This window comes from Ruegeria sp. CJ2 (genome assembly GCF_056536745.1).
Genome location: NZ_JBQFQF010000019.1, coordinates 1 through 12,970, shown reverse-complemented (window position 1 = coordinate 12,970; position 12,970 = coordinate 1). Strand labels below are relative to the sequence as shown.

Annotated in this window: 12 protein-coding genes; 5 read left to right on the top strand and 7 right to left on the bottom strand. The window is 59.6% G+C overall.

The genetic code is table 11. From position 1 onward, the window contains the following. Positions 1-9: 9 nt before the first annotated feature. The 5 genes from ACR0MS_RS19480 to ACR0MS_RS19460 all read right to left on the bottom strand — a co-directional run bounded on the left by ACR0MS_RS19480 (position 10) and on the right by ACR0MS_RS19460 (position 5,198). Positions 10-843, bottom strand: coding sequence for an FAD binding domain-containing protein (locus ACR0MS_RS19480; RefSeq protein WP_480577680.1), 834 nt, complete (start codon positions 841-843; stop codon positions 10-12). A 140-nt stretch (positions 844-983) separates the two neighbouring features. After that, positions 984-2,075: an MHYT domain-containing protein gene (locus tag ACR0MS_RS19475; RefSeq protein WP_480577683.1), complete on the bottom strand. Its 1,092-nt coding sequence runs from the start codon at positions 2,073-2,075 to the stop codon at positions 984-986. Between the two features lie 120 nt (positions 2,076-2,195). Continuing rightward, a complete protein-coding gene (locus ACR0MS_RS19470; RefSeq protein ID WP_480577686.1) occupies positions 2,196-3,200 on the bottom strand; it encodes an ABC transporter substrate-binding protein in 1,005 nt (334 codons plus the stop codon). Then, a complete protein-coding gene (locus ACR0MS_RS19465; RefSeq protein ID WP_480577690.1) occupies positions 3,179-4,540 on the bottom strand; it encodes a sensor histidine kinase in 1,362 nt (453 codons plus the stop codon). The genes ACR0MS_RS19470 and ACR0MS_RS19465 overlap by 22 nt, the downstream gene beginning before the upstream one ends. Continuing rightward, complete coding sequence (locus tag ACR0MS_RS19460) at positions 4,530-5,198, bottom strand: response regulator transcription factor (protein ID WP_171123996.1); 669 nt, start codon at positions 5,196-5,198, stop codon at positions 4,530-4,532. Before ACR0MS_RS19460 ends, ACR0MS_RS19465 begins: the two co-directional genes overlap by 11 nt. A 108-nt stretch (positions 5,199-5,306) precedes the next feature. Between ACR0MS_RS19460 and ACR0MS_RS19455 the strand changes: the two genes are divergently transcribed. The 5 genes from ACR0MS_RS19455 (at position 5,307) to ACR0MS_RS19435 (ending at position 10,311) form a co-directional block, all read left to right on the top strand. After that, positions 5,307-6,302, top strand: coding sequence for a Bug family tripartite tricarboxylate transporter substrate binding protein (locus ACR0MS_RS19455; RefSeq protein ID WP_480577693.1), 996 nt, complete (start codon positions 5,307-5,309; stop codon positions 6,300-6,302). 66 nt (positions 6,303-6,368) lie between these two features. Next, positions 6,369-6,851, top strand: a complete 483-nt coding sequence (locus ACR0MS_RS19450) for a tripartite tricarboxylate transporter TctB family protein (RefSeq protein ID WP_480577696.1) — start codon at positions 6,369-6,371, stop codon at positions 6,849-6,851. A 1-nt stretch (position 6,852) separates the two neighbouring features. Then, on the top strand, positions 6,853-8,364 hold the full coding sequence (locus tag ACR0MS_RS19445; protein ID WP_480577699.1) for a tripartite tricarboxylate transporter permease: 1,512 nt from the start codon (positions 6,853-6,855) through the stop codon (positions 8,362-8,364). Beyond that, positions 8,354-9,541 (top strand): CaiB/BaiF CoA transferase family protein, encoded by a 1,188-nt coding sequence (locus ACR0MS_RS19440; RefSeq protein WP_480577702.1) that lies wholly within the window; start codon positions 8,354-8,356, stop codon positions 9,539-9,541. The genes ACR0MS_RS19445 and ACR0MS_RS19440 overlap by 11 nt, the downstream gene beginning before the upstream one ends. After that, entirely contained in the window at positions 9,538-10,311 is a 774-nt protein-coding gene (locus tag ACR0MS_RS19435; protein ID WP_480577705.1) for a citryl-CoA lyase, read from the top strand. The genes ACR0MS_RS19440 and ACR0MS_RS19435 overlap by 4 nt, the downstream gene beginning before the upstream one ends. Before the next feature lie 39 nt (positions 10,312-10,350). On the opposite strand, the gene ACR0MS_RS19430 is transcribed toward ACR0MS_RS19435, so the two are convergent. Further along, a complete protein-coding gene (locus ACR0MS_RS19430; RefSeq protein WP_480577708.1) occupies positions 10,351-11,847 on the bottom strand; it encodes a heme biosynthesis HemY N-terminal domain-containing protein in 1,497 nt (498 codons plus the stop codon). A gap of 10 nt (positions 11,848-11,857) precedes the next feature. Then, positions 11,858-12,970: COG4223 family protein (locus ACR0MS_RS19425; protein ID WP_480686342.1), on the bottom strand; the 1,113-nt coding region annotated here is incomplete at its 5' end.

Genomic DNA, 12,970 nt, shown 5'->3' with positions numbered 1-12,970 from the left:
ATCCTCCCCTCAACTCGCGCGGCTTTGCGCGCGGTCGATGGCGCGGCGCAGCATGACGCCTGCCACATGTTTCTTGAATTCGACGGGGCCGCGATTGTCGGCCACAGGTTCGATCGCATCCAACATCGCGGCAACGCAGCCATTCACATCGCCATCCGCCAACGCAGCGCTTGCGCCTTCGGACCAGATTGGCGTGTCAGCCAAATTGGTCATCGCGACCGAGGCCGTTCCGTTGCCCACCATCACGGCGGCAGCAGCAGTGGCATAATCCCCGATCTTGCGCTTTTGCTTTTCATAGGCCTGACCGACACCCGCGCCGGGCACCGGGATCGAGATACGGGTCAGGATTTCCTCATCCTCGCGCGCGGTGAAATAGGCGGCCTCATAGAACTCGCGGGCGGCCACGCTGCGTGACCCATCGGGGCCGGACAGTTCAAAGGTCGCGTTCAGGCATTGCATCAGTCCCGGCATGTCATTGCCCGGATCGCCATTGGCCACGTTGCCGCCGACGGTGCCGACATATCGCACCTGCGGATCGGCGATCTGCAACGCCGCCTCGCGGATCAGCGGAATGGCAGCGGCCAGACCGTCATGGGTGATCAACTCGTGCTGAGTAACCATCGCGCCCAGCGTCACGGTATCGGACCCGACAGCGATCCCCTTCAACTCATCAATGGCCTGAAGATCGACCAGATGGCCCATCTCGGCCATGCGCAGCTTCATCATCGGGATCAGGCTGTGCCCGCCCGCGATCACGCGCGCCTCGTCTCCGTGTTCCTGTAAAATGCCGATGGCCGAGGCGATATCGCCTGGCCGGTGATACTCAAAACCGGCTGGTATCATGTTTTTCCTCCCTGGGTCCGAAGCGATATGCCTTGGGGGACCTGCACTCAGGAAAGAACGGTCACATCAGCCGTTCCAGCCAAGGGGAACGGGGCGCGTCGCTTGTTTCACGAAATGCGAATGGGCTGCACGAGTTGCGATCAAAGCCCCAGCGCGTCGCGAATGTCCGACAGGCGCGACCGGCTAACCGGAACCTTGCTCAGGGCATCGACACCGTCAAAATAACAGGTGCCGTTGTCCTTGTGCCGCTCGAAACTTGAGACATGTTTGGGATTCACAAGATAGCTGCGATGGGCGCGCAGAAAGCCGTCAGGGGTCAGGCGGGTTTCAGCCTCGGTGATCGACCACGGGCAGAACAGTTTTTCTGCGCCCATGTACAATACGGTGTAATGCCCTTCGGCGCGGATCGCCGCGATACGGGCTGGTTCGGCAAAAAAGGTCTGGCCTTCGCGTTCAAACGGAACACCCGCCCGTAGCGCTGCGGGTTCGGGTTCAGGGGGTGCGGCAGACGTCGGGGTCGCCACAGCGGGCTCAAGGAAACTGACGCCGGTCAGCAGGAACGCCCCGCAGATCAAAAACACGGCGACGGTCACGCCCATCGCCAACACTTGATTGTTCAGCGCGGGACCTGCGCCACCGGCGCTGTCGCTGGCCACGAAATCCGTCAAGCCGGTGGCGACGAAATGCATGGTGAATACGGCCAGCCCGAAACAGGCCGTACCCAGCAGAATATTGCGCTGAGTGCGGTTGTCATAAGCCACCCAGATCGCCACGACCGACAGCCCCACAGAGGCCAAGGTCGAGATCGCGATGTCCCAGGCGTTATAGACCGGGCGGCACAATTCCATCCCGGCCATGCCGATATAGTGCATCACCACAATGCCAAGCCCGACGATGACGCCCGCGCCAACAATCGTCTGCACCGAACGTGGCCGGAAATGCAGCAACAGCAGCGCCAGACCGACCATAAGGATCGCCACCAAAGCCGAGATCAGCGTGATCAGCGCATCATAGTAAAACAGGATCGGCAGTTGCAGGCCCAGCATCGCCACGAAATGCATCGACCATATCCCACCGCCCAGAACCACCGCAGCCAGAGCGACAACAATCTTGCGCTTCTGATCATCCAGCTTGGACGCCCCATGCGTAAGGTAGAGGCCAGTGAAGCCCGCCATCAGCGCCACGGCCAACGACGCCGCCACAAGCCAGGCGTTATGCGAATAGTCCAGCATTTCGGTTTGCGCGCCCTCCTCGACGCGAGGGCGACGTTAGCAAACGGATTTGATTGGGACAATTGGCTGCACGGCTGAAAACAGGTCATGCATTCGCACGTACCTGTTTCACTGGCAGGCTTATTGAATGACCGCGTTCTCCCAGGCGGACAGGAACTTCTTTCGTTTCAAGTCATCCAGAAATGTCAGCAAAGCGGGGTTCAATCCGATTGTCTCGTGATCCGTGGATTCGCCCTGCGACGTAAGCGGGGGAAGGGATAGCTGGCTGCCTTCAGCAACAGGTTTTTCTTCCACCAGATACCGGATAAAGGCCTCGGCCGCGTCCGGTTGCTGTGTCGCCTTGGACACCAGCGCGGTGCGCATCATGATCGTTTGGAAGTCGGTCGGAAAAATCACTTCAAGGGCATCCTTGCGCTCGGCGCGAACAGCGGCATAGCTGCCAAGGACATTGTAAGCCACCAGAATTGTACCATCGGCAAGATCGTTGATCATCTCGCCGGAACAGCAATACAGGCGCACATCAAGGCCGCCCATGACCTCCATCAGACGCCAGAATGTCTCGGACGCGCGCGCGTCCTGAGTTGCAAAAAGATAACCTAGACCAGAGTCGCGCACATCATAGGTTCCGATCCTGCCCCGAAACTCTTCGGGTCGCTTGCGCAGTGCCTCGATCAGGCCCTGACGCGTCTGCGGAATGTCCTGACCCTCGAACGCGGCGCGGTTGATCACGATGGCCGCGGGTTCGGTCGTAAAAGCAAACAGGCTTTGGTGCCACTGCGCCCATGGCGGTGTCTCGATATCCTTGAGCGGCAGGGCAAACCCGTCATTTGCCAGCTTTAGCTGCAGGTCCATCGCGCTTGAAACGACAATATCGAAGGCATCCGGCGTGGCGCGGACGCGCTGATTGATATCCGCAGTCCCTGATACAAGATATTCGATACTGATATTGGGGTTTTGCGCGACAAATCCATCAATCAGAGGGGCGAACAAGACCGTATCCGTGCTGGAGATGACACGCAGACGCGGACCGTCTGCACCTTCGTTAAAGATCAGTTGATCTTCCCAATCCTCGGCCCATCCGAACCCGGGCAGGACAAGCAGAACTAGAGCGATAAGATAACGCATGCGCCCCCCGATGGCTGGTTTGTCAGAACAAGCGTACCGCCATGTGCAATCGCCACGTCCTGCGCGATCGTCAGCCCCAGACCCGAGCCGATTGTTCCCGCCGCGTTTTTGCCGCGCTCGAACCTGCGGGTCAGTGTCTCGATCTCTTCGGGAAGAAAACCGGGGCCGGAATCGCGCACCTTGATTTCGGGTTTTCCGTTAATCTCGATCTCGACCGTGCTGTCCAGCGGAGCGTATTTCAACGCGTTGTCGATCATGTTTCGCACCGCATTCTGGATCAGGATGGGATCGCCGGAATAGGGAACCGAAGGATCACCTGTCATGGACAATGACAGTTCCTTCATTTCCGCAATTGGCGTCAGGCGTTGAACAAGGTCACGGATCAATTCGACCAAGTCCACATCCTCTCGCACAAGGTGGTCGGCGCGGAACGTGATCATGGCGTGATCCAAAAGCTGCCCCGCCGCGCGCGAGCTTTCGTCAATTGCCCGCACCATCGCCCGCAATGCCTCGCGGTTTTCCTTGCGCTCAACACGGTGCAGCGTCGCTTCGGCATACGATCTGACGGTTGCCAAAGGGGTACGCACACGATGGGCGGCCTCGGCGATGAAATCCTCGGACTGGCTGAGCGATTGATCCAAGCGCCCCATCAAAGAGTTCAGAGACATGACCAAAGGCGCCATTTCCCGTGGGACGGGCTTTTTGAAAGGGCTCAGGTCCTGAGGACCCCGCCGCGTGACGGATGTGGTCAGCTTGTTAAGCTGTCCGATTGTTGTCGAGGTGATCCAGAAAGACAGCGCCGCCGTCAGAAGAAAGAAACCCAAACCCAGAAATGCGGCATTGCGCGAGATCTGGTCGAGGGTCCGTGAAAGCGCGTCCTGCGTCTGGCCAAGCACGACCTCGATTTCGGTCTGTCGCCCCAGCCCCACAAGTGTTCGGCTTGCGCTGACCTGTCGAATGCGCTCCCCGCGCAACTCGCCGGATGTGAAGGACCAGTCGCTTTGGACCGAGGCCGCTGCCAGCCGCAAGTCTTCGTAGCCCGACAGAAACGCCCCGTCCTGATAGATGGCGTAAAACACCCGGTCATCGGTCGGAGTGGTCAGCATCGAGAACGCGGCATAGGGAATATCCACTTCCAGCACCCCATCCCGCAACGCGGCAGCATCAAGAATGGACGTCACGGACGCCTCAAGGATGTTGTCCTGACCTTGTTGGGCCACCTGCGCGGCATAGTTCCGAACCGCAAAGAACAGCAACACAGCCAGAACCGCCGCACCTCCAATCAGGGTCAGGACCAGCCGGTTTCTCAGCGACCCTGAGACAGTGGGATTAGTGGTCATGGTCCAACCTGTACCCCAGACCGCGCAACGTGGTTATCTTCAGGTCCGAAGGCTCAAGATGTTTGCGCAGGCGACCGACATACACCTCGATCGCGTTATCCGTCACGCTGTCATCATAGGAAAACAGCCTGTCAGCGAGTTTCTGTTTCGAAAACACGTGGCCCGGCGCGTTGATGAACAGCTCCATCATACGCAGTTCCCGATTTCGCAGCGAAAGGGTTTCCCCGGCCACGGTCAAGTGTCCGGCTACCGGATCAAACACGACGCCGCCAATCTCGATCGTGGATTTCGCGCTGCCGGATTTTCGGCGCAGGACGGCGCGGCAGCGGGCCTCAAGCTCGGCATGATCAAACGGCTTGGTCACGTAGTCATCTGCCCCCAGATCAAGCGAACCGATTCGATCCGAAACCTGACTGCGCGCGGTCAAAACGATCACCGGCGTGTCCAGGCGGCTGGCGCGGTGCCGTTTCAGAAAGTCTCGGCCATCCCCATCCGGCAGCATGATGTCCAGCAGGATCAAATCATATTCCTCGGTTTCGACAAAGGCGGTCGCGTCTTCCAAATTCGCTGCATGATCAATGACATGACCGTCCAGTCGCATGCGCGAACTGACCGCATTCGCCAGGTCCAGATTGTCTTCGACAAGCAGAAATTTCATCAGGCTCAACCAGTATTTTTCCGCGTGACAGGTTGATGTCAGGTTGGTGTGTTTTTGTTCCGTCCAATCTGAGCCGCCATGCGGCCGGTTGTCAAACGGGAGGAAACCATGACGACATTCAAACTGGGCCGTCGCGCCCTAATCGCAGCTGTGGCCGCCATTGGCCTGACTGGTCCGGCCCTGACCGGTCCGGCCCTGGCCGAAGATCAGGTCGTAGACAGTATCCACTTTCTGATTCCCGGCGGCGCTGGCGGCGGCTGGGACGGCACGGCACGCGGCACGGGCGAAGCGCTGACGAACGCAGGTCTGGTCGGAACCGCATCCTACGAAAACATGTCAGGTGGCGGCGGCGGCAAGGCCATCGGCTTTCTGATCGAAAACGCCGACAGCAACCACGGTACGCTGATGGTCAACTCGACCCCCATCGTGATCCGCTCGCTGACCGGCGTGTTCCCGCATAACTTCCGCGACCTGACTTTGGTGTCGGGCACGATCGGTGACTATGCGGCGATTGTTGTAGGCAAGGACAGCCCCATCAACTCGATGGACGATCTGCTGGCTGCCTTTGACGCAGACCCTTCGGCCACAGCGATTGGCGGTGGCTCGGTTCCGGGCGGCATGGATCACTTGGTTGCAGCCATGGTGATGGAAGCGGCAGGCAAAGACGCTCTGGGCGTGAAGTACATTCCGTATGACGCAGGCGGCAAAGCCATGGCAGCGCTTCTGTCCGGAGAAATCGCGGCGCTGTCGACTGGTTTCTCGGAAGCCGTTGACCTGTCGAACGCGGGCGAAGTCAAAATCATCGGCGTCACCTCGGAAGAGCGCGTTGACGCCGCTCCTGATGCGATGACCATGATGGAACAGGGGATCGATACCACCTTCGTCAACTGGCGCGGTTTCTTCGCAGCCCCCGGCCTGCCCGAAGACAAGCTGGCGGCATACCAAGACGCAATCGCCAAGATGTATGACACTCCTGAATGGGAAGAAGTTCGGGCGCGCAACGGTTGGGTGAACATCCACAACTCGGGCGCTGACTTCCAGACATTCCTTGAGCAGCAGGAACAGCAGATCGGTGATCTGATGAAGAAGCTGGGCTTCCTCTAACTGAAAATTGGCAGAGCGGTCCGCCGCTCTGCCTTCCCCAAAGACAACAAAATAGGAGGGGGCATCATGGCGTTGGATCGCTGGATCGCGCTCGTTCTGCTGGGTGTTTGTTTAACATATGGCTACGCCGCCTGGTTCACGATGGACAGTAGCCTTCCCCCTTTCATGCAAAGAAATCCCATCTGGCCAAGCACCTTCCCCAAAGTGCTGTCCATTCTGGGGATCATCACCACAACGATCATCCTGCTGGGCTTTGAAAAGTCCGAGATCAAAGAAGCCGACATCGACTACCGGCGTCTGGGTGATTACCACTTGGATCAGGCGCTGATGCTGCTGGCTTTGATGGTGATTTACGCCCTGTGCCTGCGTCCTGTTGGTTTCCTGATCTCCACTTCGGCCTTCCTGATCCTCGGCTCTTTCATTCTGGGCGAGCGCAAGTGGCATATCATGCTGCCTGTTGCCTTCATCGCGACAGGGGCGGTCTGGTATCTGGTTCAGGAAGTTCTTGGCATCTACATGCGCCCGCTGCCGGGCATTTTCGGAGGCTGACATGCTTGAAGGACTTCTGATCGGCCTGCAAACGGCATTCTCAATCCAAAACCTTCTGATGGTCATCGCGGGGTGTCTGATCGGCACGTTCATCGGGATGTTGCCCGGTCTTGGACCGATGTCGATCATTGCCATCATGATCCCGGTTGCGATCTCGATGGGCGACCCATCCGCCGCGCTGATCCTGCTGGCCGGGGTTTACTATGGCGCGATCTTTGGTGGCTCGACATCCTCGATCCTGCTGAACGCGCCGGGGGTCGCGGGGACGGTGGCCTCAAGTTTCGATGGCTACCCGATGGCGCGACAAGGCAAAGCGGGCAAAGCACTGACAATCGCCGCGATCGCCAGTTTCGCAGGCGGCACGCTGGGTGCTGTGCTTCTAATGGTGTTTGCCCCTGCCCTGTCTTCTGTGGCGCTGTTGTTCCATTCGGCCGAGTATTTCGCGCTTATGGTTGTCGGTCTGTCTGCCATCGCAGCCTTTGCCGGCAGCGGACAAGTCGCCAAAGCGGTCATCATGACCGTCCTCGGGCTGATCATGGCAACCGTTGGTGAAGGTGCGTTGTTCAACCTGCCCCGTTTCACCATGGGGATCATGGACCTGCAATCGGGCTTTGGATTCATCACGCTGGCCATGGCCATGTTTGCCTTGCCCGAAGCGCTGTTTCTGGTCCTGAAGCCAAAAGACCTGAAAGGCGACGATGGTGAGATCAAAGACCTGCGCATCACAAAGGAAGAAGCCAAAGCCATCGCACCCGTCGTGGGCCGCCAATCCGTGCAAGGCTTCTTTATCGGTGTTCTTCCCGGCGCCGGTGCGACCATCGCCAGCTTCCTTGGCTATGCCGTCGAGCGCAACATCGCCCCGAAAGAGGAACAGGAAGAATTCGGCAAAGGCTCGATCAAGGGTCTGGCAGCCCCGGAGACGGCGAACAACGCGGCCTGTACCGGGTCTTTCGTTCCGCTGCTGACTCTGGGCATTCCCGGATCGGGCACAACGGCGATCCTGCTGGGCGCGCTGATTGCCTTGAACGTGACACCCGGCCCGCGCCTGATGCTGGACGAGCCTCAGATCTTTTGGGCGGTGATCATGTCGATGTTCATCGGCAACCTTGTTCTGTTGATCCTGAACCTGCCGCTGATCCCGTACATCGCAAAGGTCCTGTCGGTTCCACGCAACTACCTGATACCGTTCATCTTGTTCTTTACCCTAATGGGGGCTTATATCGGCCAGAACAACGCAACGGAGCTGTTGATCCTTGTTGGTTTCGGCGTCTGTGCCACGGCTTTGAAGTTTGCCGATTATCCGCTGGCCCCGCTTCTGATCGGGTTCATCCTTGGCGGAATGATGGAGGACAACTTTGCAAGGTCCATGCAGCTCTATGACGGAATCGCGTTTATCTGGGAACGTCCCATGACGCTGGGCCTGCTGGTCATCGCCGCGCTGCTGGTGCTGCTGCCCAGCTATCGTGCACGCCGCGCACGGGCACGGGCTGCCGGTATCGCTGATGGCGACTGAGCCTTTGGCAGGGATACGGATTCTTGACCTGACGAATGTTCTGGCGGGCCCGTATTGCTGCTATCAGCTTGCCCTGATGGGGGCCGAGGTGATCAAGGTCGAACGTCCCCAGGGTGGCGACCTTGCTCGGGTGTTGGGGGCAGACCCGGATCGCAACAGGGCCGGGATGGGCATCAGCTTTCTTGCACAAAACGCGGATAAGAAATCCGTCACACTGGATATGAAATCCGCCAAAGGCAAAGCCTTGCTGAAGAAACTGGTGCAAACCGCCGACGTGCTGGTCGAAAACTTCCGGCCCGGTGTCATGGACCGCCTTGGTCTTGGCTATGACGTGCTGCGCGCTGAAAACGCCAACCTGATCTATTGCGCAATCAGCGGGTTTGGGCAGGACGGCCCGCGCAAAAAAGACCCGGCCTACGACCAGATCGTTCAGGGTATCAGCGGCGTCATGTCGATCACCGGAGCAGCCGATACAGCGCCCTATCGCGTCGGCTACCCGCTGGCCGATACTGTCGGAGGGCTGACGGCTGCCTTCGCAATCAGTGCCGCCCTGAACGCCCAGCCGCGCGGCGCGTTTCTGGATGTCGCAATGTCCGAGGCGGTGATCTCTACCATGGGCTGGGTGGTGTCGAACTACCTGATCGGGGGTGTCACACCGGGGGCGCATGGGAACGAAAACACCACATCCGCCCCGTCAGGAACCTTTGCCACTGCGGATAACCCGATCAACATCGCGGCCAACCGCGACGAACAATGGCAGGCGCTTGCCCGACACCTTGGGCGGGACGATTTGCTGGGCAACCCTGCCTATGCCACGCGCGAAGATCGCAAGAGGAACCGCCATACCCTCAGGGACGATCTGGAAGCCACGCTGCGTACCCGACCCGCCCGGGAATGGGTTCGCGAGCTGAATGCGATTGGCGTCCCAACCGGGCAGGTGATGACCGTGCCCGAAGCGCTGGCCGACGAACAGCTTACTGGCCGCGGATTGATTGGATCTTTGCCAGTTCAAAACGAAGACCTGAAACTGACCGGCAGCCCTGTCGTGATGGACGGTCAGCGCAGAATGCCCCGGACCGCCCCGCCGGATCTGGGCGCGGATAATGCCGCGATCTGGTCAGAGCTTGGTCTGAGTGGCGACGAGATAAACGCATTGGTGAAGGAGGGGGTCATATGAGCGATATCGCCGACTGGTGGTCAACTTCCATCATCGACATGGAACCCGGACGAATAGACCTGCGGGGCAATCCCATTCAGGAGCTGATCGGCACCCTTGGTTTCGCCGAAATGATCTGGTTCATGGTGCGCGGAGACAGGCCATCGCCCGCACAGTTGAAATTGTTCGAGGCCGCCTTGGTTGCTGCCGTGGATCACGGGCCACAAGCCCCTTCGATCGCAACGGCGCGCATGGCGGTGACATGCGGCCTGCCGCTCAACAACGCCATGGCCAGCGCGGTGAATATGCTGGGGGATATCCACGGCGGTGCTGGCGAGCAAGCCGTATCCCTGTATCAGTTCGTCAACACGCACCCATCCGCCGTTGGCCCGGCACTGGATGACTGGATCGCCGCGCACGGAAAAATTCTGCCGGGGTTCGGTCACCGCTATCACACCCCAACCGATCCGCGCGCCCCGCGTTTGATGAGCCTTGTGGACGAAGCGATTGAGGCAGGCGCCTGTGATGGTCGCTACAAGGCCGTTGCGACTGACATCGAAGGGGAACTGGCCCGACGCAAAGGCAAACCCGTTCCGATGAATATCGACGGGGCCACGGCGGTGATCTATGCCGAGCTTGGCTTTGACGCACCTCTGGCGCGCGGCCTGTTCTGTCTGTCCCGGTCTGTCGGCATTCTTGCACATGCGTGGGAACAAACTCAGCAGGGTGGCCGAAACAAGGGACCGACCCCGCCAAAGTACCGCTGGACGTATTTACCCAGCGACACGTGAAGGGTGATAGGGTTGTGAAGAGTCGGTTGAACCGCGCCCTCAGACCTTTTCTTCGATTGCAGGCTCGATATCGGGGCGTACGGGTTCGGCCTCCATTTCGATCACCTCAGACTCACTCTCTTCTTCCGGCTCGTCAACCTCTGGCTCGGGTTTGTCCTCAAGCGCGCCGACGATCAGCGGCAACATGTGAACGCCGGTGGCCGAGGCGATCTCGGGCGTTTGCGGTGTTTGCCAACTGAGCGTGTCAAAGCTGTGGCAGTTCTGGCAGACAGGGGCCCATTCGGGCTGAATGTCATGGCAGTTGTCGCAGACCCATTGCGGTCCGCGCGGCGCGTTCAGAGCTTTGGCCAGCCACCCCTGCACGACCGCGTCCGACGCACCCTCTCCGCGCTCAATTGCAGCCATCAGAGTATAAGCCCGCGCATCCGCCTGTTTTTCGACAACATCGCCCAGCGCGCGCCGGGCTTCGGGAAAGTCCTCGGCCACGATGTTCAGCTCGGCCAGGATCAGGCGGGTTTCCATATCTTCGGGATGCACACGGGTCAGTGCGGTAAAGCGCTTGATGCGCTCGTCAGGGGATTCATCCGGAACGATCTCGGCAAAGGCATGGGCCAGATCGGGATGCGGCTGAACCTCCCACGCTTTCTTGAGGATCTTGGTCGCAGAACGCGGCTTGCCCTTTTCGATATAAGCACGCGCGGCCATTGCTGCCGCTGGCACCAGATCAGGGGACAGACGGTTGGCTTCAATCGCGTGTTCGCGCTGTTCGACCGTTGCGGATTCATCCAAAATGCCCTTGGCCTCGGACAATGCCAGAACCGCATCGCGTCGCTTGAACACATCACGCGGCAAGTGGCCGGCCTTCAACTTGGCGGTCAGGGTTGACCGGGCCCCGGCCCAATCCTGCGACTTGGTTTGCAGTCCCAACAGAATATCCTGCGTTTCCTGATGTCGCGGTTTGATCGCCAGTGCCTTTTCCGCAAGCTTGCGGGCGGTGTCATCATCGCCTTCGGCCAGTTTCTGTTTCAGGATACCGCGCACACCCACAAAGCGGGTGGCGTTATTTGTGACCAGCTTACGATACGTCTCGGACGCTTTCTTGGTATCGCCGTTCATTTCGGCGGCCTGCGCCACCAGCAGGTTCGTCAGTTCGGGTTTGTTCAATAGCTTTTCAGCCTTGGTCGCCTTGTTCATGGCAACGCGGCCTTCACCCGAGGCCAACGCCATCAACCCGTCAGCCAATGCCTGATAGCCACGCTGTTCCCGGCTGCGGTCGAAATACCGCGACAACGCGGTTTCGTCACCGTTGAGGAATTTCAGCGTGGCAATCAGCAGGGTCAGCAGCTTGAAGAACAGCCAGATCGCAACAACCATCACGCCCAGCGCGATGACCGACTGCAACGGTCCCAGCGTATATTCCATTCCACCTGCGGTGATCTGCACGCCACCGCTGGTTTCCATCAGGAAGCCCGCGCCCACAGCCAGCAAGCCGACAATCGCTACAAAAACAAGAATCTTAAAAAGTGACCACAGCATGGCAGGTCCTTCAGTTCGAGTTCGCGCCAGAGGATAGCGCATCTGCGGCGTCAACCGCGGCGACCCGCGCTTGTGCCGCCTGTTCCCAATCGGCCATCGCAGCCTTTGCCGCCTCCGGCAGGGACTTGAGTTCATTCAGCGCACCGGCCACATCACCGTCTGACAGCGCGGCCTGCGCACGAGAAAGGATTGCATCCGGGCCATCCCCATCCTGCGGCGTCACAGAACGTGCACCTGTCTGGCGCTGCAGGAACGCAACCAGCCCAACGCCTTTGTCGGCCTCTCGTGCATCGGCAAGCGCCGCGCGCGCGGACGGCTCAAACGTCTCGCGCAGCGCCGCGAGCGTTGCAACGCCCTTATCTGCAGGGGCAGTCAATGCCTCGGGGACATCAACACCACCGGCCGAGAGTTCGGCGATCAGGTCCGAATAGGGCTGACCCGCGTCCAGTTGACCGCGCAGCTTGGACAGGATCGCGGCGTTTGTCGCGGCCATCGCCTCGGCCGAGGCTTTCGCCTCAAGCGCCTGCGCATCTGCCACCATCTTTTCAACTTCTGCGCGCTGGGCGGCCAGAGACTCCTGCAGCTTCTTCAACTCTGCTTCAAACGCAGCCGTTGCTTCAGGTGACGCGCCCTGCGTCAAGGCCCCGCCTTCAAGCTCGCCCAGTCGGGCGGTCAGCGGATCGATTTTTTCAGCCAATCCCGCAAGGCTGGACTTAACGGTATCCAGTTCAGCGGTGATCGGTGCCAGTTGTCCAGTTAACGCATCGACCTTCGATGCCAGCTCCGAACCTCCGGATACCGACGTGGTCAGGGCTTCAATCTGGCTGGCCTGTTCGGTCAGCTTGGCCTCTAACGCGGCGATCTGATCTGACCCGTCGGATGAGAACATATTGCTGTCCCCAACCGTAAAGCCGATGGCTCCGGCCAGTATGCCGCCCAGCAAAGCGGGCAAAAAACCGCTCCGCTTCTTGGTGTTGCGCTCAGCAATTTTTTCCTTGAACCGCTCAAGCTTGGCTTCGGCTTCGGCTTCGGCTTCGGCTTCGGCTTCGGCTTCGGCTTCGGCTTCGGCTTCGGCTTCGGCTTCGGCTTCGGCTTCGGCTTCGGCTTCGGCTTCGGCTTCGGC